This window comes from Stenotrophomonas sp. PFBMAA-4 (assembly GCF_030053215.1).
Taxonomy (GTDB): domain Bacteria; phylum Pseudomonadota; class Gammaproteobacteria; order Xanthomonadales; family Xanthomonadaceae; genus Stenotrophomonas.
The window spans coordinates 38267-62209 of the sequence record NZ_JASGBW010000019.1 but is presented as its reverse complement, the minus strand read 5'-3'; the positions used below and the strand labels follow the sequence as shown (position 1 = coordinate 62209).

26 protein-coding genes are annotated in these 23943 nt (G+C 68.7%); 18 read left to right on the top strand and 8 right to left on the bottom strand.

Features of this window, described 5'->3' with window-relative positions; genetic code table 11:
• Window positions 1-53: 53 nt before the first annotated feature.
• Window positions 54-473 (top strand): hypothetical protein, encoded by a 420-nt coding sequence (locus QMZ26_RS13090; RefSeq protein ID WP_283221716.1) that lies wholly within the window; start codon window positions 54-56, stop codon window positions 471-473.
• Between the two features lie 122 nt (window positions 474-595).
• Here QMZ26_RS13090 and gpmA read toward each other — a convergent pair whose 3' ends face one another.
• Window positions 596-1345 carry a 2,3-diphosphoglycerate-dependent phosphoglycerate mutase gene (gene gpmA, locus QMZ26_RS13085; protein WP_283221715.1) on the bottom strand — a complete coding sequence of 250 codons (750 nt, stop codon included), beginning with the start codon at window positions 1343-1345 and terminating at the stop codon, window positions 596-598.
• Between the two features lie 94 nt (window positions 1346-1439).
• On the opposite strand from gpmA, the gene nfi reads away from it, so the two are divergent.
• Entirely contained in the window at window positions 1440-2129 is a 690-nt protein-coding gene (gene nfi / locus QMZ26_RS13080; RefSeq protein WP_283221714.1) for a deoxyribonuclease V, read from the top strand.
• Window positions 2130-2169: 40 nt separating this feature from the next.
• Here nfi and QMZ26_RS13075 read toward each other — a convergent pair whose 3' ends face one another.
• Window positions 2170-3123 (bottom strand): cation diffusion facilitator family transporter, encoded by a 954-nt coding sequence (locus QMZ26_RS13075; protein ID WP_283221713.1) that lies wholly within the window; start codon window positions 3121-3123, stop codon window positions 2170-2172.
• Window positions 3124-3324: 201 nt separating this feature from the next.
• Here QMZ26_RS13075 and QMZ26_RS13070 point away from each other — a divergent pair, with 201 nt between their 5' ends.
• On the top strand, window positions 3325-4740 hold the full coding sequence (locus tag QMZ26_RS13070; RefSeq protein ID WP_283221712.1) for a GGDEF domain-containing protein: 1416 nt from the start codon (window positions 3325-3327) through the stop codon (window positions 4738-4740).
• On the opposite strand, the gene QMZ26_RS13065 is transcribed toward QMZ26_RS13070, so the two are convergent.
• Window positions 4741-5931, bottom strand: coding sequence for an MFS transporter (locus QMZ26_RS13065; RefSeq protein WP_283221711.1), 1191 nt, complete (start codon window positions 5929-5931; stop codon window positions 4741-4743).
• Between the two features lie 83 nt (window positions 5932-6014).
• Between QMZ26_RS13065 and QMZ26_RS13060 the strand changes: the two genes are divergently transcribed.
• The 9 genes from QMZ26_RS13060 to map all read left to right on the top strand — a co-directional run bounded on the left by QMZ26_RS13060 (window position 6015) and on the right by map (window position 13786).
• Window positions 6015-6443 carry a helix-turn-helix domain-containing protein gene (locus tag QMZ26_RS13060; protein ID WP_283221710.1) on the top strand — a complete coding sequence of 143 codons (429 nt, stop codon included), beginning with the start codon at window positions 6015-6017 and terminating at the stop codon, window positions 6441-6443.
• A 93-nt stretch (window positions 6444-6536) separates the two neighbouring features.
• Window positions 6537-6872, top strand: coding sequence for a hypothetical protein (locus tag QMZ26_RS13055; protein WP_283221709.1), 336 nt, complete (start codon window positions 6537-6539; stop codon window positions 6870-6872).
• A complete protein-coding gene (locus QMZ26_RS13050) occupies window positions 6869-8449 on the top strand; it encodes a PepSY-associated TM helix domain-containing protein (RefSeq protein ID WP_283221708.1) in 1581 nt (526 codons plus the stop codon). Before QMZ26_RS13055 ends, QMZ26_RS13050 begins: the two co-directional genes overlap by 4 nt.
• Window positions 8446-8745 carry a DUF3325 domain-containing protein gene (locus QMZ26_RS13045; RefSeq protein WP_079221184.1) on the top strand — a complete coding sequence of 100 codons (300 nt, stop codon included), beginning with the start codon at window positions 8446-8448 and terminating at the stop codon, window positions 8743-8745. The genes QMZ26_RS13050 and QMZ26_RS13045 overlap by 4 nt, the downstream gene beginning before the upstream one ends.
• Window positions 8746-8811: 66 nt before the next feature.
• A complete protein-coding gene (locus QMZ26_RS13040; protein ID WP_283221707.1) occupies window positions 8812-10974 on the top strand; it encodes a TonB-dependent siderophore receptor in 2163 nt (720 codons plus the stop codon).
• A gap of 137 nt (window positions 10975-11111) precedes the next feature.
• On the top strand, window positions 11112-12239 hold the full coding sequence (locus QMZ26_RS13035; protein WP_283221706.1) for a metallophosphoesterase: 1128 nt from the start codon (window positions 11112-11114) through the stop codon (window positions 12237-12239).
• Window positions 12240-12346: 107 nt separating this feature from the next.
• Window positions 12347-12706, top strand: coding sequence for a VOC family protein (locus QMZ26_RS13030; RefSeq protein ID WP_283221705.1), 360 nt, complete (start codon window positions 12347-12349; stop codon window positions 12704-12706).
• A gap of 68 nt (window positions 12707-12774) precedes the next feature.
• Window positions 12775-12987, top strand: coding sequence for a ParD-like family protein (locus tag QMZ26_RS13025; protein ID WP_079221179.1), 213 nt, complete (start codon window positions 12775-12777; stop codon window positions 12985-12987).
• A 10-nt stretch (window positions 12988-12997) separates the two neighbouring features.
• Window positions 12998-13786 (top strand): type I methionyl aminopeptidase, encoded by a 789-nt coding sequence (gene map / locus QMZ26_RS13020; protein ID WP_200732778.1) that lies wholly within the window; start codon window positions 12998-13000, stop codon window positions 13784-13786.
• Window positions 13787-13818: 32 nt separating this feature from the next.
• Here map and QMZ26_RS13015 read toward each other — a convergent pair whose 3' ends face one another.
• Together QMZ26_RS13015 and QMZ26_RS13010 are read right to left on the bottom strand one after the other, a co-directional pair.
• The gene (locus QMZ26_RS13015; RefSeq protein ID WP_283221704.1) at window positions 13819-14385 is read right to left on the bottom strand and encodes a hypothetical protein; all 567 of its coding nucleotides are present in this window, start codon (window positions 14383-14385) and stop codon (window positions 13819-13821) included.
• A 45-nt stretch (window positions 14386-14430) separates the two neighbouring features.
• On the bottom strand, window positions 14431-15045 hold the full coding sequence (locus QMZ26_RS13010) for a LysE/ArgO family amino acid transporter (RefSeq protein WP_108746245.1): 615 nt from the start codon (window positions 15043-15045) through the stop codon (window positions 14431-14433).
• 105 nt (window positions 15046-15150) lie between these two features.
• Here QMZ26_RS13010 and QMZ26_RS13005 point away from each other — a divergent pair, with 105 nt between their 5' ends.
• On the top strand, window positions 15151-16044 hold the full coding sequence (locus QMZ26_RS13005) for a LysR family transcriptional regulator ArgP (protein ID WP_108760075.1): 894 nt from the start codon (window positions 15151-15153) through the stop codon (window positions 16042-16044).
• Between the two features lie 24 nt (window positions 16045-16068).
• On the opposite strand, the gene QMZ26_RS13000 is transcribed toward QMZ26_RS13005, so the two are convergent.
• A complete protein-coding gene (locus QMZ26_RS13000; RefSeq protein ID WP_283221703.1) occupies window positions 16069-16620 on the bottom strand; it encodes a hypothetical protein in 552 nt (183 codons plus the stop codon).
• A 175-nt stretch (window positions 16621-16795) separates the two neighbouring features.
• Between QMZ26_RS13000 and QMZ26_RS12995 the strand changes: the two genes are divergently transcribed.
• The 4 genes from QMZ26_RS12995 to QMZ26_RS12980 are packed head-to-tail and all read left to right on the top strand — an operon-like array spanning window position 16796 to window position 21450.
• Window positions 16796-18142, top strand: coding sequence for a TolC family protein (locus tag QMZ26_RS12995; protein WP_283221736.1), 1347 nt, complete (start codon window positions 16796-16798; stop codon window positions 18140-18142).
• On the top strand, window positions 18135-19148 hold the full coding sequence (locus QMZ26_RS12990) for an efflux RND transporter periplasmic adaptor subunit (protein ID WP_283221702.1): 1014 nt from the start codon (window positions 18135-18137) through the stop codon (window positions 19146-19148). The genes QMZ26_RS12995 and QMZ26_RS12990 overlap by 8 nt, the downstream gene beginning before the upstream one ends.
• Window positions 19133-20317, top strand: coding sequence for an ABC transporter permease (locus QMZ26_RS12985; protein ID WP_283221701.1), 1185 nt, complete (start codon window positions 19133-19135; stop codon window positions 20315-20317). The genes QMZ26_RS12990 and QMZ26_RS12985 overlap by 16 nt, the downstream gene beginning before the upstream one ends.
• Complete coding sequence (locus tag QMZ26_RS12980) at window positions 20314-21450, top strand: ABC transporter permease (protein ID WP_283221700.1); 1137 nt, start codon at window positions 20314-20316, stop codon at window positions 21448-21450. The genes QMZ26_RS12985 and QMZ26_RS12980 overlap by 4 nt, the downstream gene beginning before the upstream one ends.
• Here QMZ26_RS12980 and QMZ26_RS12975 read toward each other — a convergent pair.
• Window positions 21419-22795, bottom strand: coding sequence for a hypothetical protein (locus QMZ26_RS12975; protein WP_283221699.1), 1377 nt, complete (start codon window positions 22793-22795; stop codon window positions 21419-21421). The genes QMZ26_RS12980 and QMZ26_RS12975 overlap by 32 nt on opposite strands.
• Before the next feature lie 146 nt (window positions 22796-22941).
• Window positions 22942-23304, bottom strand: a complete 363-nt coding sequence (locus QMZ26_RS12970; RefSeq protein ID WP_079221169.1) for a glycine zipper 2TM domain-containing protein — start codon at window positions 23302-23304, stop codon at window positions 22942-22944.
• A gap of 146 nt (window positions 23305-23450) precedes the next feature.
• On the opposite strand from QMZ26_RS12970, the gene QMZ26_RS12965 reads away from it, so the two are divergent.
• A complete protein-coding gene (locus tag QMZ26_RS12965) occupies window positions 23451-23843 on the top strand; it encodes a ribonuclease inhibitor (protein ID WP_283221698.1) in 393 nt (130 codons plus the stop codon).
• The last annotated feature ends 100 nt before the right edge of the window (window positions 23844-23943 follow it).

Genomic DNA, 23943 nt, shown 5'->3' with positions numbered 1-23943 from the left:
CGGGGACCGGCCAAAGGTCACAGGAGGGATGCGGGCCGTTACCATGCCCTGCCATGACCATCATTACCCTCGCCACGCCATCGGACGCTGCGCTGCGGCTCTACACCCTCCCTGGCCTGGTTGATCCAGCACACTTGCCCGCCTCCCTTGCCGTCCGGATCGTGGAGGCCCCAGCGGGGCACCTGCTTGCGTGGTCCGCAGCCGAAAACGGAATCGCGGGTTTCAGCCAGGACGGCCGCAGCCTGGTCCTGCCACTTCCGCTGCTGGGCGCCGGCATCGGCAGCATGCAACGGGCCAAGGGCAGTGGCTTCGTCACGCTGTTCGTGAAAACAGCCGACGCGGGCATGATCGAGGTCGTGGGCAGCCAGACCTTCCAACAGGCCGCACTGGATCGATTGCTGGCGCAGCAGGCCGCACTGGGCGCGTTGCTGGGCTGCACACTGACCGTGGAAGACTGGGGTTACGACTGCTGACGGCGGTGCAGCGGCTCTCTGGGGAAACAGCAGCCGAGCATGGGCTCGACTCTACAGACAGCAGCCGAGCATGGGCTCGGCTCTACAAAAAGCGAAAGGCCGGCTTGCGCCGGCCTTCTGCTTTATTTTGCCTTGCCCTGGTTGGCCACGGCTTCAGCAGCTTTCCGCGCTGCTTCCGGGTCACCCAGGTAGCGGAACGACTTCACGGTCAGGTCGTCGTTCAGTTCGAACAGCAGCGGGATGCCGGTCGGGATGTTCAGCTCGAGGATCTCCTCGCGCGAGACGTTGTTGAGGTACTTGTACAGCGCGCGCAGCGAGTTGCCGTGGGCGGTGACCAGCACGGTCTTGCCCTCCTTCAGCTGCGGCGCGATGGCGTCGTGCCAGTACGGCAGCACGCGGTCCAGCGTGGTCGCCAGCGATTCGGTGCCCGGCAGTGCGTTGCGGTCCAGGCCGGCGTAGCGGCGGTCGTGGATCGGGTGGCCCGGATCTTCCAGCTCCATCGGCGGCGGCGGGATGTCGTACGAACGACGCCACACCTTGACCTGGTCCTCGCCGTGCTTGGCAGCGGTCTCGGCCTTGTCCAGGCCCTGCAGGCCACCATAGTGGCGCTCGTTCAGGCGCCAGGACTTGTTGACCGGCAGCCAGTCCTGGCCCAGTTCGGCCAGCGCGCCCTGCAGGGTGTGGATGGCGCGCTTGAGCACCGAGGTGTGGGCGACGTCGAACTGCAGGCCCTCTTCGCGCATCAGGCGGCCGGCGTTGGCGGCCTCGCTGCGGCCCTGGTCGGTCAGGTCGACATCGACCCAGCCGGTGAAGCGGTTGTCCAGGTTCCACTGGCTCTGGCCATGGCGCAACAGTACGAGTTTACGGGTCACTGCAGGATCTCCAACGCGAGGATAGGCAGGCGGACATTGTAGCCCCGGCCACGCTCACCGCGCCGTGGCAGCGGTCATGCCATGCTCCGGGCCGATGAAGACCGTGATCGATCCGGGCCACTGGCAAGGCAGCGTCGCCGCCGCCCGCGCACACCAGGTGCAGCTGGCCAGCCGCGTCGAGCGCCAGGACCGGCTGCCGGCCGCGCCGCGCTGGCTGGCCGGTCTGGACGTGGGGTTCGAGGACAACGGCGCCATCACCCGCGCGGCCGCCGTGCTGCTTGATGCCACCACCCTGCAGCCGGTGGCGCAGGAAATCGCGCGCATTCCCACCGTCATGCCCTACATCCCGGGCCTGCTCAGCTTCCGCGAACTGCCGGCCCTGCTGGCCGCGCTGGCGCAGCTGCCACGCACCCCGGACCTGGTGTTCGTCGATGGCCATGGCATCAGCCACCCGCGGCGGCTGGGCGTGGCATCACATCTGGGCGTGGTGACCGACCTGCCGAGCATCGGCGTGGCCAAGTCGAAGCTGGTCGGCCGCTTCGAAGAACCCGGTGCCGAGCCCGGCGCACAGACACCATTGCTGGACGGAGACGAGCAGCTGGGCTGGGTGCTGCGCAGCAAGGCCCGCTGCAAGCCGTTGTTCGTGGCGGGCGGCCACCGGGTCAGCGCCGATACCGCGCTGGCCTGGGTGCAGCGCACGCTGCGCGGCTATCGCCTGCCCGAACCAACCCGCCTGGCCGACCGCCTGGCCTCGCGCCGCGATGAGGGTAGGGTCGACGGGTAGAGGCGACTCTACCCAGCCGACGAGACCCAGTCGGGATCTGTTACCGGTGCACGTGGCCATGATGACCCTGTACATCATGGTCATGATCGTGCTCGTGCCTGGCCGGCTCCCCGCACGCTTCGCCGCAGTGGTCAGCCTCGATCTGCAGGGTCACATGATCGATGCCGAACTCCTCGTGCAGGCGTGCGCCCAGTTCACGGCGCAGCGCGTCGGCGTCGGTGCCATCGCGCATCACCACGTGCGCGGTCAGCGCCGGGGTGCTTGATGCCAGTGCCCACACGTGCAGGTCATGCACGTCCAGCACGGCGGCATGCGCACTCAAGCCTGCGCGCACCTTGGCCACATCGGTGCCCTTGGGCACGCCTTCCAGCAGCACGTTGATGGCTTCGCGCATCAGCACCCAGGTGCGCGGCAGCACCCACAGGCCGATCAGCACGGCAAGGATCGGATCGATCGGCTTCCAGCCGGTCCAGCGGATCAGCAGCGCGCCAACGATCACCGCCACCGAGCCCAGCATGTCCGCCCACACTTCCAGGTAGGCGCCTTTCACGTTGAGGCTTTCACCGCTGCCGGCCTGCAGCAGGCGCATTGAAATGAGGTTGATGACCAGGCCAATCGCTGCGATCACCAGCATGCCGGTCGATGCGATCTCCTGCGGCTGGCGGAAGCGCGCAATGGCTTCCCACAGGATGTAGCCGGCAACGACGAACAGCATCGCGCCATTGATCATCGCGCCCAGTGCTTCCAGCCGCGCATAGCCGTAAGTGCGTCGCGCATCCGGCGGGCGCCGGCTCAGCCGCACCGCCACCAGCGCGATCATCAGTGCCAACGTATCGGTGGCCATGTGCGCGGCATCGGACAGCAGGGCCAGGCTGTTGGTCCAGAACGCACCCACCACCTCCACCACCAGGAACGTGGTGGTCAGGCCGAGCGCCCACCACAACGGTTTCTCGTGGCGGATTTCCGATGGCAGGTGGTCGTGGTCGTGGCCCATGGCAAAGCTCCTGTGCAATGCGGTCAGGCTACGCGCGGTGGCCGCGGGAGACTATTACGCTGTTTATAACATTGCAGGCGTCGCCGCCCTGCCATCGATGCAGGCACGCTGCATGCCGCTTAAACTGCCGGCTCGCCCCCCATCAACCGTACACCCGCGCTGCCGATATCGGTGGTTTGCCGTACGCCGCTGGATACCGACGTGGACACACCCCAACTGGATGAGGCCAGCCAACCGCTGGCCGACGCCTGGCAGCACTGCCTGCTGCAGGCTGGCCCCGCAGCGACCGCGCTGCTGCGGCAGGTCGCGCAGGATGCACCGCCCGCGCTGGCACAGCGCTTCTACGACGTCCTGCTGCAGGATGCGCGTGCGCGCCGCTTCCTGTCCCACGAGCAGGTGAAGGATCGCCTGCAGCCCGCCATGCAGCGCTGGCTGAACCAGTTGCTGTGCACCGATGCCGAAGGCGTGGCCATGGCGGTGGCCGCGCAGCGTGTAATCGGCGATGTCCATGCACGGGTCGGCATTCCCGTGGACCTCGTCACCCGCGGTGCGCGCGTGCTCAAGCACGAACTGTTCGTGCGCGTGCGTGGCCTGGCCAGTGATGCGGATACGGCATTCGCTGCCATCGATTGCCTCAGTGCAACCATGGACATCGCCATGGAAGGCATGACCCTGGCCTATACCCATGCCCGCGAGCGCTCATCGCGCGCCGATGCGGCATATCGCCTGTTCTCGCTGGTGCAGAACGTGAGCACCGAACGCGAGCGCCAGCGTGCACTGCTGCTGGACTGGGAAAACACCCTGTTGTACACCTTGGCCGGCCACACCTGCGATGGCGAAGGCGCGAGCCTGGCCACGTCCGAGTTCGGCCTGTGGTTCACCCACAAGGGCGTGCCCAGCTTCGGCGAAAGCAGCGAGACCCAGCAGGTGTCCCGCCTGGTCGCGCGCATCGACGCCTGCCTGGTGCGCGCCAAGAGCGATGACACCGCACAGCGGCTGGCCGTGCTGCCGCCCATCCGCGAAGACCTGGCCACCATCCGCAGCCTGATGACGCTGCTGTTCGAGCGTATCGGCGAACTGGATGCGGGCAGCGATGCACTGACCAACCTGCTCAACCGCCGCTTCCTGCCGACCGTGCTGCGCCGGGAAATTGAGCTGGCCACGCGCAACCAGACACCTTTCTCGCTGCTGTTGCTGGACCTGGACCACTTCAAGGCGATCAACGATGGCCATGGCCACGACGCCGGTGACCGCGCGTTGCAGCACGTGGCCGCCCTGCTGGGGCAGCTGACCCGTGGCAGCGATTACCTGTTCCGCTACGGCGGCGAAGAGTTCGTGGTGGTGCTGGTGGCCGCCAGCGAATCGCAGGCGATGGTGATCGCTGAAAGCCTGCGGCGACAGATCGCGCAGTCGCCAGTCAGCCTGGCCAACGGCCAGCAGCTGGACCTCAGCGCCAGCATCGGCGTGGCCGCCCACGATGGCCACCCCGACTACGAGCGGCTGATGGCGCGTGCCGATGCGGCGATGTATGCCGCCAAGCGTGGCGGACGCAACCGGGTGGTGCTGGCTGATGCCACCCTGCCCGACGCACCCGGGCGCCGTGCCCTGCAACGCTGACTATCCCCTCGCGCCGCACGGCTGGCGGCGCAGGCGGCACAGCGCCCACCACAACAGCGCCAACGCCGCGATGCCGGCCCCCAGCAGGCACACCGCGCCCCAGCCGTGGCGCGCCTGCACCCAGGTGCCGGCCGCCGCGCCACTACCGCTGCCCACCGCATAGAACAGCATGTACAGCGCCACCAGGCGCCCATGCTGTTCAACCGGTGCGCGCAGCAGCAGCGCCTGGTTGGCTACGTGCAGTGCCTGCCCGCCCAGGTCCAGCAGCACCACGCCCAGCAGCAGCAACCCCAGCGAGTGCGGCAGCCCCAGCAGCGGCCACCACGCCGCCAGCATCAGCAGCAGCGCGGCCAGGCTGACGCGCACCGCGAAACCACGATCCATCCAGTGGCCCACGCGCGCGGCCAGCAGCGCGCCAACAATGCCCGCCACGCCCAGTGCACCGATCGCGGCGGTGGACCAGTGCAACGGTGGCGCCGACAGCGGCAACGGCGCCGCCGCCCAGAACACGTTGAGGCCCGCAAACAGCAGCAGCGCCAGCGGCCCGCGCTCACGCAGCGCGCGGTCGTCGCGCAGCAGCGTGGCCATCGACGCCAGCAGCGCCCGCCATGAAGGTGGCATCGCTGGTAGCGGCAAGGCCGGCAGCCGCCGCCACAGCAGCAGTGCCAGCAGGGCCATCAGCACTGCCGAGAGCAGGTAGACCGCACGCCATCCGCCCACCGCGGCCACGCTGCCGGACAGCACACGCGCCGACAGCAGGCCGATGAACACCCCGCCCTGCACGACGCCAACCATGCGACCGCGCTGCGCGGCCGGCGCCAGCGTGGCCGTGTAGGCGATCAGGCCCTGGGTGAGTGCCGTACCCAGCAGCCCGGCCAGCAGCATGCCCGCCAGCAGCCAGGGTGCCGTGCGGGCGCTGGCCAGCAGCAGGAGCGCGGCCACCAGGGCCAGCAACTGCACGCGCAGCAGGCGCCGGCGGTCGCCGCGGTCCGCCAGCGGCAGCAGGCCGAGCAGGGCCAGCACGCTACCCACCTGGGTCGCGGCCAGCACCCCACCGGCGACGGCCGCATCCAGCGCGAACGCCTGCGCCAGCCGCTCCAGCAGGGGCTGGGCGTAGTAGACATTGGCCACGCTGGCGCCGGCGGCGACGGCCAGCAAGCCCAGCAATGGCCGCGATACGGGAGTGCTCATCAATGTGGTTGCATATCGAAACTGAATGCACGGTAGCGCCGCCGGTTTTAAACTGCAACCAGATTCCACACCCGGACGCCGCCATGCACGCCGACAGCCCCTGCCCCGTGGCCCGCAGTGCCGATCTGCTCGGCGACCGCTGGGCGCTGCTGGTCATCCGCGATGCCTTCGACGGCATCACCCGCTTCGGTGATTTCCAGCGCAGCCTCGGCGCCGCCCGCAACATCCTCAGCGACCGCCTGCGCCGGCTGGTGGAGGCCGGCCTGCTGGTGCAGCAGCCCGCCGCCGATGGCAGCGCCTACCAGGACTATGTGCTGACTGCGGCCGGGCGCGACCTGTTCCCGCTGCTGGTGGCCCTGCGCCAATGGGGCGAGCGCCATCGCTTCGCCCCCGGCGAGGCCCACTCCACCCTGGTCGAGCGCAGCACCGGCAGCGCCCTGGCGTACATGCAGCCGCAGGACGCAGCCGGCCACGCCATCGGCGCCGAGCAGACCGTGGTGCGCAAGCTCTGAAACAGCGCCTCCCCCGAATGGGGGACTCGACAGCGCTACCGGTGTCAAATAGCATTCGCTCGCAATTGCATACGATTCCTATTGACATCGGCTATGGCCGCACCCTCTTCCCCTCCTGCTGCCGGCACCGCGCCGGCCAAGCGCGTGCCGCGCGGTAACGGCCATGGCCTGCTGTGGGCCCGTGGCCTGCTCGGCCTGCTCGGTGGCTATGCCGTGGCCGCCTGCTGGGCCGCCGCACTGGCGCGCCTGCTGCCCGGCGCCAAGGCCGATGCCACCCTGGTCGCCACCATGGCCGCCTTCGTGGTCTACGCGCTGGCCGCGATCTGGGCCTATGCCGCACGCAGCACCCTGCGCGCCACGTTGGGCCTGCTGGTTGCCGGTGGCCTGGGCGCGCTGCTTGCCTGGCTGCTGCGCGGGAGCGTGGCATGAGCAATCTGGGTGGCATCCGCCAATCGCAATCGGTACTGCATACCTGGTCGGGCCTGGTGGTCGGCTGGGTGCTGTTCCTGATCTTCATTGCCGGCACCGCTGCGTACTGGAAGGAAGAACTGACCCGCTGGATGCAGCCGGAAATCGGCCTGCCCGCCAGCAGCGCCACGGCTGTCAGCCAGGCCCAGCAGTTCCTCGCCCGCACCGCGCCGGATGCGCAGCGCTGGAGCATCGAACTGCCCGACGCGCGCAGCAGCGCGACCGCCGTCAGCTGGCAGCCACAGGGCGAGAAGGAACGCCGCCGCGGCCAGCGCAACCCGAACCAGGCCACGCTGGATGCCGACGGCAAGCCGGTGCAGGTGCGCGAGACGCGCGGCGGCAACTTCTTCTATCGCCTGCATTTCGACCTGCACTACGTGCCGGTGCTGTGGGCGCGCTGGTTCATCAGCGCCTGCTCGATGCTGATGCTGATCGCGCTGATCAGCGGGGTCATCACCCACAAGAAGATCTTCACCGACTTCTTCACCTTCCGCCGGGCCAAGGGCCAGCGCAGCTGGCTGGACGGCCACAACGCACTGGCCGTGCTGTCGCTGCCGTTCCATCTGATGATCACCTACACCGGCCTGATCACCCTGATGACGCTGTACATGCCGTGGGCGGTGGATGCCAACTACCCCGGCGGCCGCGATGCGTTCTTCGCCGAACTGTTCCCGCGTGCGGAAAAAGTCGAAGCCAGCGGCACCGCCGCGACCCCGCCGGCGCTGGCCGAGGTGCTGCGCCGCGCCGAAGTGCAGTGGGGCGGCGGCCATGCGGCCTCGCTGCAGATCGAACAGCCTGGCGATGCGGCGATGCGCATCAGCGTGCGCCGCCAGCAGGGCGACCAGATCGCTGGCGCTGCCGACACGCTGGCCTTCGATGCGCGCGGCAACCTGCTGGATGCGGCGCCGCCGCGTTCGGCCGCCGTCATCACCCGCGACGGCATGATCGGCCTGCATGCCGCGCGCTTCGCACCCACCACGATGCGCTGGCTGTTCTTCCTTTCCGGCGTGGCCGGCACGCTGATGGTGGCCACCGGGCTGGTGCTGTGGACGGTGAAGCGGCGCACCCAGCTGCCGGATCCGGCGCGGCCGCACCTGGGCTTCCGCATCGTCGAACGCCTGAACATTGGCTTCGTCACCGGCCTGCCGGTGGCGATGCTGGCCTTCCTCTGGGGCAACCGCCTGCTGCCGCTGGACGTGGCCAACCGCAGCGATGCCGAGGTGAAGGTGTTCTTCTACGCCTGGGCCGCCTGCGTGGTGCACGCGATGCTGCGCGCGCCGCGTCGCGGCTGGGTCGAGCAGCTGGCGCTGGCCGGCGTGCTGGCACTGGGCCTGCCGTTCTACAACCTGGTGGCCTGGCACGGTGGCGCGCTGTCCGCGCTTGCTGCCGGGGATGGCGCCAAGGCCGGCATCGACATCGGCCTGCTGCTGATCGGCGCCGGCCTGCTGTGGGCCGCGCGCAAGGTGCACCGTTTCGTGCCGGCGCAGCGCAAGCCCCGCACCGCACGCGCCACCACGCCGGCCGAGGCGGGCGCATGAGCGTGCTCGCACTGCTGTTGGCGGCCGCCGCCTTCGCCTGCCTGGCCATGGCAATGGAACGCCACCACCGCGATGTGGCCGGCCATGCGCCGCCGACGCCGCGCCGTCGCCTGCTGCAGGGGCTGGGCGTGCTCGGGCTGGCCGCCAGCCTGCTGGCCAGCATCGCCGCCTGGGGCATTGCACAGGGGTTTGTTGGTTGGTGCGGCGTGCTCGCCGCCGGTGCCGGGGCGATGGTGCTCTGGCTCAGTTTCCGCAGCCCGGCCAAGCCGGCGCCACGCCCGTCTTCCCGTTCCTGATCCAGAAACCGAGGTTCCACCATGTATCAGCCTTCCTCTGGCGCCCTGCGCCGGAACGCCCTCGCCTTGTCGCTCGCCTGCGCCGCCGCACCGGCCTTCGCCCAGGACAGCGCGCCGACCACCACTGAACTGGACCGGGTGATGGTCACCCAGCGCACCGAGGGCTACCAGGTCTACGGCACCAACACCGCCACCAAGCTGCCGCTGACCCTGCGCGAAACCCCGCAGTCGCTGACCGTGTTCACCCGCCAGCGCATCGAGGATTTCAACCTCATCACCATTTCCGAGGTGCTGCAGCAGACCCCGGGCGTCACCATCCAGTCCTACGACAGCAACCGCACGCTGTTCAACGCGCGCGGCTTTGCCATCAACAACTTCATGTTCGATGGCATCCCCACCAACTACACCACCGGTGCGGGCGGCAATTCGATCCTCAGCGATACCTCCATCTACGAGCGCATCGAAGTGGTGCGCGGCGCCAGCGGCCTGGTCACCGGCTCGGGCAATCCGTCGGCCACGGTGAACATGGTGCGCAAGCGCCCGACCGAAACCTTCCAGGCCAGCACCAGCCTCAGCGCCGGTTCGTGGGACTACAAGCGTGCGGAAGTGGATGTGTCCGGTCCGCTCAGCAAGGGCGGCCGCGTGCGCGGTCGCTTCGTCGGCGCCTACACCGACAAGGAAAGCTGGGTGCGCTTCCAGCATGACAAATCGCCCAGCCTGTATGGCGTCATCGAAGCCGACCTGACCGACAGCACCCGCCTGCGCGCCGGCATCGACTACCTGAAGACTGGTTCGGATGGCGGTGCCTGGAGCGCCTCGCCGCTGTACTTCCGCGACGGCACGCGTGCGCACATGCCGCGTTCCTACAGCGCCGCGGCGCGCTGGAACGAGTGGAACCGCGAGAGCACCAACTACTTCGCCACACTTGAACAGCAGCTCGGCGCCGGCTGGAGCGGCCGCCTGGCCTACAACCACCGCGCCACCGACACCGACTCGCTGCTGCTGGCCGGCTCCAACACCGGCAACTGGGCCGATGCCGTGACCGGCCTGGGCCTGCGCATCGCCGACACCTACTCGGTGTCCGAGACGCGTGAGGATGCCTTCGACCTGTACGCCTCCGGCCCGTTCCAGCTGTTCGGCCGTTCGCATGAGCTGGTGGTAGGCATCAACCACTACGACCGCGACCTGGACACCATCCGCGCCGGCATCACCTCGCGTCCGTACAACGTCAACGCGTTCCCCAGCATCTACCAGTGGGACGGCAATATCGGCAGGCCGACCACCTTCAACTACGGCATTCCGTCGAACACGGTGAACACCACCGAAACCGGCTACTACGCCGCCGTGCGCCTGAACCCGATCGACCCGCTGAAGATCATCGCCGGTGCGCGCTATTCCGATTACCGCACCACCACCGACAACTACGACGTCAACGGTGTGTTCACCAGCCGCAGCGCGCGCACCACCGCGCACGAGCTGACCCCTTACGTGGGCGTGCTGTACGACCTCAGCAGCAGCATCACCGCCTTCGCCAGCTATTCGGACGTGTTCCAGGCCACCGCGCGCCGCGACATCAACAACCAGCTGCTCGACCCGACCACCGGCGGCAACTACGAGTACGGCCTGAAGGGAGAGTTCTTCGGCGGACGCCTGTACACCGCGTTGAACGGCTTCTACATGAAGCAGGACAACGTGGCCGAGCTGGACCCGAACGGCGGCGAGATCAAGCTGCCCGATGGCAGCTCGCCCTACATCGCCAGCAAGGGCATCACCACCCAGGGCGGCGAGTTTGAAGTGTCCGGCTCGATCACCGACCACTGGAGCATGACCGGCGGCTACACCTACAGCTACAGCAGCAACCCCGATGGCAGCCGCTTCGCCAGCACCAGCCCGATGCACCTGGCACGCTTCAACACCACTTACAGCCACGGCCAGTGGACGGTCGGCGGCGGCGTCAGCGTGCAGAGCGAGATCTACCAGATGCAGCCGATCCCCACCGGCCGCTTCAATGCCAACGGCACCCCGGTCACTGCAACCGGCAAGATGAGCCAGGGCGGCTACGTGCTGTTCGATCTGATGGGCCGCTACCGCATCAACGACAACCTCAGCGTGGGCGTGACGGTCACCAACCTGTTCGACAAGGTCTACTACCGCAACGTCGGCTTCTTCAACGCGGGCTACTGGGGCGAGCCGCGCCGGGTGCTGTTCAACCTGCGCGCGAAGTTCTGATGCCACCGTGCGGCGCCGGCCACCCGACTCCGCACAGTGACCCCCACCTTCGGCGCATGCTGCCGGGGTGGGCATCGGCGTAGCATCACGGGCGGGCCTTCGGGCCCGCCTTTTTGTTGCCCGCCGAGGAACCGCCCATGCTGCACCGCCGCCTGCTCCACCCTGCCCTGCTGCTGTTGCCGCTGGCCCTGCTGGGCGCACCGTCGCTGCAGGCACGCGAGGTGGCCGCGCCGGCCGAGCATGTCGATGCCGATGGCCCCTACGTGTTCCGCGTCGGCGACCAGCTGCGGGCGAAGTGGATCTGCGGCGACCAGGTGCAGATGCGCACCCTGCCCGCCCAAGCCAGCGGTACCGACATCACGCCGCAGTGCGGCTACGGCCACAGCGTGCATGTGATGCCGCCGGTGGCGCCCTCGGTGTCGGTGCTGCCGACCACGCCGCGCATCGTTGCGGTGTCCGACATCCATGGCCAGTACGGCCTGCTGGTGCGCCTGCTGCGCGCCAACAAGGTGATCGATGCGCAGGACCAGTGGGCGCTGGGCAAGGACACGCTGGTGATTGCCGGTGATGTGTTCGACCGTGGCCCGCAGGTGACCGAAGCGTTCTGGCTGCTGTACGGGCTGCAGCAGCAGGCCGCCGCAGCCGGTGGCGCGGTGCATTTCGTGCTGGGCAACCACGAGACCATGGTGCTGTACGACGACCTGCGCTACGTCAATCCCAAGTACCTGCGCAGCGCGCAGCTGCTGGGCCGCAGCTACCCGCAGCTCTATGGAGCCGATTCGGTGATCGGCCAGTGGCTGCGCACCCGCCCGGTGCTGCTGAAGATCGGCGACACCCTGTTCCTGCACGGCGGCATCTCGCCCGACGCCGTGCAGCTGGCGCTGCAGCCGGCCGCGACCAATGCCGCCTACCAGGCCTCGCTGGGCACGCCCAAGGCCGAGGTGAAGGCCAACCCGGCCACGGCGCCGCTGTATGACGGCAAGACCAGCCCGATCTGGTACCGCGGCTACTTCGATGGACGCCTGGACAGCAACGGCGTGCAGGCCGTGCTCGACCAGCTGCAGCTGAAACGGATCGTGGTCGGCCACACCTCGATGCCGCACGTGAGCAGCTTCCATGGTGGCCGCGTGATCGCCATCGACAGCAGCATCAAGAACGGCGAGAACGGCGAACTGCTGTTCATCGAGAACGGCACGCTCAGCCGCGGCCTGCTGGACGGTACGCGGGTGCCGCTGGCTGAGGGCGTGCCCGGCCTGGATGACTGACCCCGAGCAAGCTCAACTGCCGTTGGCATTGGTAGAGTCGAGCTTGCTCGACTGCTTTTGATCGGATAGTCGAACAAGCTCGACGCTACCCATCAGGAACCACCGCCATGCCCCAGACCGTCATCCCGCAGCTGCGCATGCTGCACGCCGATACCACCCTGCCGTTCTACGTGCAGGGCCTGGGCTTCTCCGTCGACTGGGAACACCGCTTCGGGCCCGGCATGCCGCTGTTCGCCCAGCTCACCCGCGATGGCCAGACCCTGTTCCTCAGCGAACATGCCGGTGACTGCCAGCCCGGCGGCGCGGTGTACTTCAAGGTCGATGACGTGGACGCGGTGTTCCGTGCGTTCAGTGCCGCCGGCGTGCCCATCCCGCAGCCACCGCACGATACCGACTGGGGCACCCGCGAAATGCTGCTGGTCGACCCGGACGGAAACCGCCTGCGCTTTGCCACCCACAGTGACTGAACGGCGTGGGCTTGAGCAGCAATATACGAATCATATATGCTTCGTATATTACCCATCGAGAACCCGCCATGGGCATCGTCAACATCGATGACACCCTGCACGACCAGCTGCGTCGTGCCTGCACCGTCTCCAGCCGCTCGATCAACGCCCAGGCCAACTTCTGGATCCGCGTCGGCATGCTGTGCGAACTCAACCCGACCCTGAGCTTCCAGGACATCGTCGCCAGCGAACTGCGCGCGGCCGGCGTGCAGCCGCCGCTGCTGCCAGCGGGCCAGGCCTGAGCCGATGGCCATCATCAAGCGCCCCGACGAGATCGCGCTGATGGCCGAATCGGGCCGCCTGCTTGCGCAGGTATTCGCCGCACTCGACGCCCTGCCGCTGGAAGGCCGCAGCACGATGGACATCAACGACTTCGTTGAACGGATGATCGTCGACGAACTGCACGCGCGGCCCGCCAGCAAAGGCCAGTACGGCTTTCCGTACGTGCTCAATACCTCCATCGACAACGTCATCTGCCACGGCGTGCCCAGCCACGATGACGTGCTGCGCAGCGGGCAGATCGTCAACCTCGACATCACCCTGGAAAAGAACGGCTACATCGCCGATTCCAGCACCACCTACCCGGTGGGCGAGATCGACTACGCCGCACGCAAGCTGGTGAAAGTGGCCTACCAGGCCATGTGGAAGGGCATCGCCGAGGTGCGTCCCGGCGCGCGCCTGGGCGACATCGGCCATGCCATTGCCCGCCATGCGCGCAGCCATGGCTACAGCGTGGTGAAGGAGTACTGCGGCCACGGCATCGGCCAGGAGATGCACGAAGACCCGCAGATCCTGCATTACGGCCACGCCGGCACCGGCATGGAACTGCAGGAAGGCATGGTGTTCACCATCGAACCGATGCTCAACCAGGGCAAGCCCGCCATCCGCCAGCTGCCGGACGAATGGCCGGTGTACACCCGCGATGGCAAGCTGTCGGCGCAGTTCGAACACACCGTGGCGGTGACCGCACAGGGCGTGCGCGTACTGACCCTGCGCCCGGGCGAGACGCCACTGTGTGCGATTGACCAGGCAGAGCACTGACACCCCAGGGTGGCGGAAGCGGCCGGGAACCTTCAGAACGTGCGCGTACAGACCAGGATCGAACGACTGGCATCGGCCGGGTCGGCCATCAGCTCAGGGGCCGTGCCAGCGTCGGAGGCGGGTGAGGACGGGAAGCCGCCGCCCAGCTGCTGGCGCAGGATGGATCGCGCGGTTGCGGCATCCTGCTGCAGGTAAAGCGCCACGCTGGGCAGGCCGCCGGTGCCGGGCAGCGCCATGCGCTGCACCGTCAGCCCACGGTAGCGTTCGTCCATGCAGAAATAATAGAAGTCGGCGTCACGCCCGCAGGCGGCCCCGGGATGGGCGCGGAACCAGTCCGTATCCGGCGCCGTGGCCACCTGCCCCGGAAGATCGTTGACGAACAGGCCCTCATAGCGGCACTGATGAAAGCCGGCCAGCATGCGCGCGAAACCGGAATCGCCTGCCGCCGCAGCCACCGTATCGGCGGGCACGGAAACAGACGGCGGTGAGTGCGCGCCGCACGCCGACAACAGCGCACCGGCCAGCAGCATCAGCGGCAGCGCACACCGCGACAACGGACCCCGCATGCCGCCCATGCCGGAAGCAACGTCCGGATGCATCAGAACACCTCCCTCGAGCCGGAACATCCGGGCTGTGGATGCAGCCTAAAGCGGACGCAGCAGCAACAGCAATGCCAGGCCCGCCATAAACAAGGCAATGCCGGCATCCAGCACGCGCCACGCGTTCGGGTTGCGGAACAGCGGCTGCAACAGGCGCGCGCCATAGCCCAGCGCGCAGAACCAGAGCACGCTGGCCACGCTGGCGCCGGCCGCGAATGCCCAGCGCAGGTCGCCGGGATAGCGCGTGGACAGGCTGCCCAGCAGCACCACCGTATCAAGGTAGACGTGCGGGTTGAGCAGGGTGAAGGCCAGGCAGGCCAGCAGCACTTGGCGCCGGTTGCCGCCGTCGCTGCGGGCGGCCGCCAATGCGCTGCCGCCGCGCCATGCGCGCACGCCGGCCTGCAGGCCATACCAGCCCAGGAAGGCCGCACCGCCGAAGCGCAGCACCTGCAGCAGCAGCGGCCACTGCAGCACCAGCGCGCCCATCCCGCCGACACCGGCCAGTATCAGCGCGATGTCAGCGCCCATGCACGCCAGCACCACCGTGCCCACGTAGCGGCGCTGCAGCCCCTGGCGCAGGACAAAGGCATTCTGGGCGCCGATGGCGATGATCAGGCCGGCGCCTGCGAACAGGCCGGCCAGGGCTGCGGTGAACCACATGGGGACAGGCATCCAGCAGGAAGGGACGCGCAGGGTGCCGCCCACGGCCGATTAAGGCCAGCTGGTTTTTCTTTATCCTGTGCAGGAAAACTGAAGAGGCCCGGCATGGATCTGGTACACCCGCAACTGGCCGCCTTTGCTGCGGTGCTGGAAGAAGGCAGTTTCGAGGCCGCCGCGCGCCGGCTGGCGATCAGCCCGTCTGCGCTGTCGCAGCGGATCAAGGCGCTGGAGGACCGCCTGGGCCAGGTGCTGCTGGTCCGCCAGGCGCCGTGCCGGCCCACTGCAGCCGGTGAAATCCTGCTGCGCAGCGTGCGGCCCATGCAGGCGCTGCAGAGCGAAGCACTGGCCGAGCTGCTGCCCGAGCGCGGCAACGATGCCACCCGCACGCCGATCCCGCTGGCGGTCAACGATGATTCGCTGGATACGTGGTTCGTCGCCGCCATCGCCGACCTGCACCAGCGCCATGGCTACCTGTTCGACCTGCGCATGGACGACCAGGACCACACCCTGGAACTGTTGCGCGATGGCAGCGTGCTTGGCGCGGTCACCGCCGAGGGGCGCGCGTTGAAGGGCTGCAACGTGCATCCGCTGGGCGCGATGCGCTACCACGCCATCGCATCACCGGCCTTCGCACGCCGCTGGTTCGGCAAGGGCATGCAGGCCGATGCGCTGGCCGTGGCGCCGATGATCGTGTTCAACCGCAAGGACGAATTGCAGGCGCGCTTCATGCGCCGCCTGACCCGCGCACGGCTGCAGCCGCCGGTGCACTACCTGCCCTCCTCCACCGGCTTCGTCGAAGCCGCCGCGCGTGGACTGGGCTGGTGCCTGGCCCCGGAAACACTGATCGCGCCGGCACTGGCCGAGCGCAGGGTGACCGTGCTGGAACCACGCCGCTGGCTGGACGTCCCGCTGTTCTGGCAGCACGCCGCCGTACGCTCGAGCACGCTGCAGCACATCACCCAGGCCCTGCGCAGCGCAGCGGAAGGCAACCTGCGCTGAGCCAATGGCACGCACGCCGCAGGCTCAGCAGGCGATCCAGTAGTCGATCTGGAACAGGCGCCCCTCGCCGTCGAAGCGCAGGTCGTAGCGTTCTTCGGTCAGCCCGCGCGGGTCCGGGGTGACATGCACCGTGTCACCGCTGCGGTGCGCGCGTGGCACCCGCTGCAGCACATCGGCAGGCGAGGTGCGCGCGCCGATCTGCGTGCCATTGGCCAACAGCAGCGCGCCTTCCCGGCCCACGTCGAAGCGACGCAGCACCGCGGTGCGGCCGTCGCTTTCCCACGCCTGCCCCGCCCAGCCCAGCAGCTGGATATCACCCTCGTCGTAGGCGCTGCCGCACTCGTAGGGCGAGGGTTCGCGCTGCGAGGGCGTGCCCAGTGCCTGCAGCACGCGTGGCAACGGCACGCGTTGGCCATGCGCCAGCCGTCCGCTGCCCTGCACCTGCACGCCGATGATGGCCGGGCCGGTGCGCGCCGCCACATCCATGGCAGCGGCCCACCCCGATGGCAGTACGAGCAGCAGCGCGCAGGCCAGCCACAGGTGGGCACGTCGGCATTTCCAGTGGCAATCCTGCATCGCGCGCTCCTGTCCGCGTGGCGGCAGCCACTGTAGCGCGCGCCGCACCTACAACGGCTTCACGGCGTATCCACTAGTTTTTGCCGGACTCTTTACCGATGACGGACCCGACGTGCACCTGCAACGTCCCTCCCCGCGACCGCACCGCGCACGTTGGCTGCTGGTCTGCGCGACGCTGCTGCCGGCCGCCGGCTACGCCCAGACGGGTGCGGACAGCGCCGCAGTGGCCGCCCTGCAGTGGGAACAAGCGCGGCAGCGGCTGGAACAGGTTTCCGACGCACTGGCCGCTGCTGATGCCGGCGTGCGCAACAAGCAGGAACTGCAGGACGCCACGCGCCTGCTGCGCCTGCCGGAAATCACCGGTGAGGTGCGCCGCCTGCAGTTCCAGAAGACCCTCACCCTGCCGCTGGGCTCGCTGGAACCGGTGGCCGAGGCGTATGGCATCGACTCGCCCCTGACGTTCACCGAACGCGACTGGCGGACCCGCCCGGTGGTGACCGCCGTGCTGCCGCTGTACACCGGTGGCGTCATCCCCGCGGCGCAGCGCGCGGCCAGCGCCGCCAGCGAACAGGCCAGCGCGGAGCGCGAGGCGCAGCGGCAATCGCTCACCGTGCAGCTGGCCCAGGCCTACTTCGGCCAGCGCCTGGCCGAACAAGCGGTGGACGTGCGCCGCGACGTGCGTGATGGCCTCGACCGCCACCTGTCCGATGCGCAGAAGCTGGAACGCGAAGGCTTCGCCACCCGCGCCCAGCGCCTGCAGGCCACCGTGGCCCGCGACAAGGCCGAGCGCGAGTACCAGAAGACCCTCAACGACCTGGCCACGCTGAAGGCCGCGCTGGCCACCCTGCTGCGCAGCGGCGGCGAGGTGCAGCCACTGTCGCCGTTGTTCGTGCAGCGCGCACCGCTGGAACCGGTGGCCAGTTTCGAGCGCACCGCGCAGGCGCGGCAGCCGCAGATCCGCCGCCTGCAGGCCATGGTGGCCCAGGCCGAACAGGGCGTGCGCGTGCAGCAGGCCAAGCTGAAACCGCAGATCTTCGCCTTCGGCCAGTACGATTTCCGCCGCCGCGATGAAATGCTGACCGACCCGGACTGGGCCTTCGGCATCGGATTGAAATACACCTTCCTGTCGCCCAGTTCGCGGCCGGCGCAGATCAGTGCGGCCCGCGCGCAGCAGGAACAGGCCGAGGCCGGCCTGCGCGAAGCCGAGAACCAGGTGGCGCTGGGCGTGCGCAAGGCCTGGAACGAACTGGACAGCGCGCGGCAGCAGTTCGTGCTGCTGGACAGCAGCATCGCCCAGGCCCAGGAGAATCTGCGCCTGCAGGAGCTGGCCTTCCGCGAGGGCCAGGCCACGTCGCTGGATGTGATCGATGCGCGGCTCGGCCTGGGCGGCGCCCGCGTCGAACGCGCGCAGGCGGCGTACCAGTACGACATCGCGCTGGCGCAGCTGTTGGAGATCAGTGGACAGATGGACCGTTTCGAAGACTACCGGCGCCGTGCGGACGAGGTGATCGACCATGAGTGATGTGCTGCACGACGACGCCACCACGCCTCCGGGCAAGCGCCGCCTCGGTGTGATCCTGGTGCTGGTGCTGCTGGCCGTGGTGGTGCTGGGCCTGTGGCTGGCCTGGCGGCGCCCGGCCGACCAGATCCAGGGCATGGCCGACGCGGACACCCTCAACGTCGCCGCCAAGATCACCGCGCGCGTGGCCGAACTGAAGGTCCGCGAGGGCGACCGCGTGCAGGCCGGGCAGATCCTGTTCCTGCTCGACAGCCCGGAAGTGGCCGCCAAGGAACAGCAGGCGCAGGGCGCGCTGGCCGCCGCCCAGGCAGTGGCCGACAAGGCCGACGCGGGCGCACGCAGCGAAGACATCCGTGCCGCCGAGGCCAACTGGAAGCGGACCGAAGCCGGTGCCACCCTGGCCGAAGCCACCGCCCGCCGCGTGCAGAATCTGTTCAACGAAGGGGTGATGACCCGGCAGAAGCGCGACGAAGCGCAGGCCCAGGCCACCAGTTCGCGCGAGCTGGCACGCGCCGCACGCGCGCAGTACGACATGGCGCTGGCCGGCGCCCGCGAGCAGGACAAGCGGGCGGCACAGGGCCAGGTGCAGCAGGCGCAGGGTGCGGTGGCCGAGGTCAACGCCGCGCGCGCCGAAGTGGAAGGACGCGCGCCGGTGGCGGGCGAGATCAACAAGCGCATGGCCGATCCGGGCGAACTGGTGCCGGCCGGCTACCCGGTGTTCACCCTGGTCGACATCGACCGGATGTGGGTGTCGATGAACCTGCGCGAATCGCAGATGCAGGGCCTGAAGGTCGGCAGCACGGTGCGCGGCCGCATCCCGGCACTGGACCAGGACGCCGAATTCAAGGTGTATTTCATCAATCCCGCAGGTGACTACGCCACCTGGCGCAGCACCCGCCAGTCATCGGGCTACGACGTGCGCAGCTTTGAGGTGCGCGTGCGTCCGGCAGATCGCATCGAGGGCTTCCGCCCCGGCATGAGCGTGCTGTTCGCGTGGCCCCAGCACTGAACCCGGGCGAGGCCGGCTTCGCTGCATCGTGGCGGCGCGAACTGCGCACGCTGCGAGGCAACCGCGCCGACCTGCTGCTGGTAACAGTACTGCCGCTGCTGATGCTGGCGCTGATGGCCTGGATGTTCAGCCCCTCGGTGATGCGCGAGGTGCCCATTGCCGTGGTCGACCTGGACCACAGCAGTGACAGCCGCCTGCTGCGCATGCTCGACGCCAGCCCTGGCGTGCGCGTGGCCAGCCAGCCGGTGGACATCGACGGCGCCCGCGCGCAGCTGCGCCGGCTGCAGGTATATGCCATCGTGCTGGTGCCGCGCGATGTCACCCGGCAGGCGCTGCGCGGCCAGCAGGGCACGGTATTTGCCTATTACAACGCCACCTACATGACCACCGGCCAGTCGGCTGCGCGCGACATCGGCGATGCCGTGGCCGCCTGGAACGCGCGCCTGCTGCGCGAGCGCATCGCCCTGCAGGTCGGCCCTGGCAAGCTGCGCGCAGCACCGATCACCGTGCAGTCGGACATCCTCTACAACCCTGCGCGCAGCTACGAGCTGTTCCTGCTGCCGTTGATCTTCCCCGCCGTGCTGTCGCTGGTGCTGGCGCTGGCAGTGGCCGGCAGCCTGGGCCGCGAGATCCGCGATGGCACCCTGCGCTGCTGGCTCGGCCACACACCGTGGCCGGCGCTTGCCGGCAAGATCGCGCCGTACGTCCTGCTGTTCTCCGTGTATGGCGCACTCGGCGTGGGCTACCTGGCCTGGCTGCGTGGCGACGGCATCGCTGGCAGCGTGTTCCTGTTGCTGCTCGGCCAGCCGCTGTTCTACCTCGCCACCGCGGCCTATGCCCTGTTCTTCGTCGGCATCACCCGGGATATGGGCACGGCGCTGTCGGCCGTTGGCCTCAGCATCGGCACCGCGCTGGCCTTTTCCAGCGCCACCTTCCCGGTCATCGATGCACCGTTGTTCACCCGCATCTGGCACCTGCTGCTGCCGCTCAGCGCGTACATCAAGCTGCAGACCCAGCAGCAGTTCGTCGGTGCGCCGCTGGCGGTCACGCTGTGGCCGCTGGGCACGCTGCTGCTGATGATCATCCTCGCCGGTGGGCTGGGTGGCTGGCGCCTGCTGGCCTTTGCCCGCAGCACGCAGGCCGCGCAGCCCGCCGGGGCCGGCGCATGAGCGGGGTCTGGGCCAGCCTGCGGCAGACCCTGCTGGCGGTGCTGCTGGACCGCTATGCCATCGTGGTGATGGTCGGCGCGGTCATCCTGTACTCGTTCTTCTACCCGGCCGCATACCGGCACCAGGTGGCCGGCAACCTGCCGATCCTGGTGGTGGACGAAGACCACAGCGCCACCAGCCGCGAGCTGCTGCGCAAGCTGGACGCGCTGCGCGTGGCGCGCGTGGTCGGCCAGCCCGCCGACATCGACAGCGCGCGCCGCCAGCTGGAAGCCGGTGATGCCGAAGGCATCGTGCTGATCCCGGCCAACCTGGAACGCGACATCCTGCGTGGCCATCCCGCCAAGCTGGTCCTGCTCGGCAACGGTGCCTACCTTGGCCGCGCCAGTTGGGTGCTGGGCAGCGTCGCCGATGCGCTGGGATCATTCGGGCGCGAGGCGGCCGTCACCCAGGCGGCCTTCATGGGCGCCCCGCAGGCACCGCCGGTCAATCTCGTGCAGCGGCCACTGTTCAACACGCACGAAGGCTATGGCAGCGCCATCGTGCCCGGCGTGGCCGAACTGATCGTGCACCAGACCCTGCTGATGGGCATCGGCGTGCTGCTCGGCGGGCGCCGCCTGGCGCTGGGCCGGCGCCTGCGCTTCGACCTGCCCACGCTGGCCGGCATGGCCCTGGGCTTCGGCCTGATCGGCTTGTTCGGGCTGTTCTACTACGCCGGGTTCACCGCCTGGGTGCAGGATTACCCGCGCGGCGGCAATCCCCTGGGCCAGCTGCTGGGCGGCACGCTGTTCATCGCCGCCACGGTGGCATTCGGGCTGTTCGTCGGCAGCTTCTTCCGCACCCGCGAACGCGCCTTCCAGTACATCATCGCCACGTCCATCCCGCTGTTCTTCCTGGCCGGCCTGTCCTGGCCCACGGTGATGACGCCGCAACCGCTGGTCTGGCTGGCGCAGCTGCTGCCCACCACCTCCGGCATCAACCTGATGGTGCGGCTGACCCAGATGGATGCCGGCCTGGCCGACGTCAGCCGCGAACTGGTCACGCTTGGCGTCCTGCTGGTGCTCTACGGTGCCCTCGCCTTCTGGCGCCTGCACGGCCCCTCGATCAGGGATCCGGGGCGTACCAGAACGGAATGAAGTATTCGCGGCGGCGATCGCCGCCGCGCGTCGGCCCATCGGCATTCCACAGCAGATGCAGGTCATGCCGGCCCGGTGCCAGCCCGGCCATCGGCAGGTAGCCGGCCAGGCCGCGCATGTCCAGGTCACGCCGCTCCATCGGCACGAAGGCATGCAGGTCCACCTGCTTGCCGTCCAGCTGTACCGTCCAGAGCTGGGCCAGGCAGTCCACCGCCGCAGTGGCGGCCGCTGCGCCGCGGGCGTCATTCTGCCCCCCCGGCAGCTGCGTGCAGCGCTCACGCGCCAGGGTGTTGTCGCGCTGCGGGCGGTGCGGGATGAACAGCCGCAGCTGCGTCGCGCTGACGGTGTCGGACGGGATCATCGGGTACGGCAGCAGCTGGTCGTGCGCCGAGCGCATCGATTCGTAGTGCGCGCTCAGCATGCCGTGGTCGACGGCTTCCTCGGTGACCACCTGGTAGCGGTTGAACAGCGAGAACTTCACCGAGCCCGCCACCTGCAGGCCCCCCAGCAGCATCGCCACCAGGATCGCGGACATGTAGCCCACGACGAAGAACCGCGAGCGCAGGTTGCTCTGCATCGTCAGCTGCATGGTCTGGATCAGGCGCATCAGCGGCACCCGCTGCAGGCCGCCCAGCACCCCTTGCAGCATGCGCTGCTGGCGCGCCGTCGACTGCCCGCGCGCCTGCCGCCGCGCGATCGACTTCTCCAGCATCGCAGGCAGCAGGCCCAGCACCAGCAGGCCCGCCATCACCACGCCCATGAAGATCAACGCCGCGGTGTCCGAACCGCCGGACAGCGCAGCCACCACCATCGCCAGCCCGAGGATGAGGATCGCCATCACCAGGGTGCCGGCCAGGGTCTGCACGCACATCAGCGTGGTCGAGAACAGCATCGTCGCCAACCGGTCGGCGCGCTGGATGCTGCCATCCAGGCCGCCATCGCGCGCACGCATGAAGGCCCGCGACACCGGCCCCATCTGCGGCAGGTGGTCCCAGTCGATGCCCTTGGGGAAGTGCGATTTCAGACCGACCAGGCCGATCCAGTAGCCGCGCACGGTCAGGTGCGCGATCAGTGCCACCGCCAGCACGTAGCACATGCCCACGCTGATGCTGAAGACGAACCACAGCACCTGGAAGTACATGCCCTCGGTATGCAGGCTGCTGCGCGCCCAGATGTCGAACAGATAGCCCGGCACGGCCAGCAGCGCGAAGGCCAGCAGGCCGGAGATGAACAGCTCCAGCTCATCGGTGCGCTCGCGCAGGCGGCCGAAGCGCGTGCTCGCCTCCTGCTCGGGTTCGGCGTGGCTGGCAGGCACGACGGGTTCGGCAGCAGGCGATTCGTTCACAGGGCGTTCATCCGTTGAAGTCGGCGCAGTATAGGGGCGCGCCGTTGCCTGCGATACGCCCGCCCACAACGACGAACGCCGGCCCTGGGGCCGGCGTTCGAGGTACCGCGTCGTGGAAGGGAGCGGGTATCAGGTCGTGCGGTGACTCAGCGGTAGACGCGCTCGCAGCGGCGCTCGACCACGCGGTCACCGGTCTTGTTCTGGTGGTTGCCCTGGATCTGGCGGCCGGCTGCACCGCCGGCGACGGCACCCGCAACGGTGGCGATCTTCTTGCCGTTGCCGCCGCCGACCTGGTTGCCGAGCAGGCCACCCACCACCGCACCGGTAGCAGTACCGGCGATGCGGTTGGGATCGCGCGAGTTGCGCTGCACTTCCACGTTCTTGCAGACCACGCGGCTGCCATCGTTGAACTTGCGGCCTTCATCGCGCGGGCCATAGCTCTGTGCGCTGGCTACCGACGACGCCGCAATCAGGCTGCCCAGCAGCAGTACGCGAAGGGACGTGTTCATGGCGATCTCCTGTGATCCGGTGTGCGCCCAGTGTCCCGTCGGCAACGCCAACCGAAGGTGAAATACCGGTCGTCACCACCTGAAGGGCCATGCAGCGTTCAGCGATGCGACGCCGGTGTTGGCATCGCGTGCCCTACAGTGCATGCATGACCCTGTACCTGCAGATCGAAGGCCGCGCGATCACCGGCATCGACAGCCTCTATGCCGAGTTCAACCGTGTGTTCATGGTGGGCGAGGACTGGCAGCTCGGCCCCAGCCTGGATGCGCTGGACGACCTGCTGTACGGCGGCTACGGCACGCTGGCCGGGCACGCCACGGCCACCGTGGCCTGGCGCGATGTCGAGCTCAGCCGCGTCGCGCTGGGCGTGGACGCGACCTGCGCCTGGCTGCAGGCGAAACTGCAGCAGCCCGGCACGTTCAATACCGATGTGATCCGCCGCCAGCTGGATGCTCTGGAACGCGGCGAAGGCCAGACCTACTTCGAGATCGTGATGGAAATTTTCGCGGGCCATCCGCGGATCACGTTGCGGCTGGAATAGGTGCCCTCGGGCGATGTCGCATTCCGCCCTCACTGCACGCGCTCAATTGACGCAATTGGCCTGCACACGCATCTGGATGATTTCAAGTTGATCGTTGCTT

Coding starts and splice junctions, on each gene's coding strand:
- QMZ26_RS13090 (WP_283221716.1), top strand. CDS start 54: ATGACCATCATTACCCTCGCCACGCCATCGGACGCTGCGCTGCGGCTC.
- nfi (WP_283221714.1), top strand. CDS start 1,440: ATGAAGACCGTGATCGATCCGGGCCACTGGCAAGGCAGCGTCGCCGCC.
- QMZ26_RS13075 (WP_283221713.1), bottom strand. CDS start 3,123: ATGGGCCACGACCACGACCACCTGCCATCGGAAATCCGCCACGAGAAA.
- QMZ26_RS13065 (WP_283221711.1), bottom strand. CDS start 5,931: ATGAGCACTCCCGTATCGCGGCCATTGCTGGGCTTGCTGGCCGTCGCC.
- QMZ26_RS13060 (WP_283221710.1), top strand. CDS start 6,015: ATGCACGCCGACAGCCCCTGCCCCGTGGCCCGCAGTGCCGATCTGCTC.
- QMZ26_RS13055 (WP_283221709.1), top strand. CDS start 6,537: ATGGCCGCACCCTCTTCCCCTCCTGCTGCCGGCACCGCGCCGGCCAAG.
- QMZ26_RS13050 (WP_283221708.1), top strand. CDS start 6,869: ATGAGCAATCTGGGTGGCATCCGCCAATCGCAATCGGTACTGCATACC.
- QMZ26_RS13045 (WP_079221184.1), top strand. CDS start 8,446: ATGAGCGTGCTCGCACTGCTGTTGGCGGCCGCCGCCTTCGCCTGCCTG.
- QMZ26_RS13035 (WP_283221706.1), top strand. CDS start 11,112: ATGCTGCACCGCCGCCTGCTCCACCCTGCCCTGCTGCTGTTGCCGCTG.
- QMZ26_RS13030 (WP_283221705.1), top strand. CDS start 12,347: ATGCCCCAGACCGTCATCCCGCAGCTGCGCATGCTGCACGCCGATACC.
- QMZ26_RS13025 (WP_079221179.1), top strand. CDS start 12,775: ATGGGCATCGTCAACATCGATGACACCCTGCACGACCAGCTGCGTCGT.
- QMZ26_RS13015 (WP_283221704.1), bottom strand. CDS start 14,385: ATGCATCCGGACGTTGCTTCCGGCATGGGCGGCATGCGGGGTCCGTTG.
- QMZ26_RS13010 (WP_108746245.1), bottom strand. CDS start 15,045: ATGTGGTTCACCGCAGCCCTGGCCGGCCTGTTCGCAGGCGCCGGCCTG.
- QMZ26_RS13005 (WP_108760075.1), top strand. CDS start 15,151: ATGGATCTGGTACACCCGCAACTGGCCGCCTTTGCTGCGGTGCTGGAA.
- QMZ26_RS13000 (WP_283221703.1), bottom strand. CDS start 16,620: ATGCAGGATTGCCACTGGAAATGCCGACGTGCCCACCTGTGGCTGGCC.
- QMZ26_RS12990 (WP_283221702.1), top strand. CDS start 18,135: ATGAGTGATGTGCTGCACGACGACGCCACCACGCCTCCGGGCAAGCGC.
- QMZ26_RS12980 (WP_283221700.1), top strand. CDS start 20,314: ATGAGCGGGGTCTGGGCCAGCCTGCGGCAGACCCTGCTGGCGGTGCTG.
- QMZ26_RS12970 (WP_079221169.1), bottom strand. CDS start 23,304: ATGAACACGTCCCTTCGCGTACTGCTGCTGGGCAGCCTGATTGCGGCG.
- QMZ26_RS12965 (WP_283221698.1), top strand. CDS start 23,451: ATGACCCTGTACCTGCAGATCGAAGGCCGCGCGATCACCGGCATCGAC.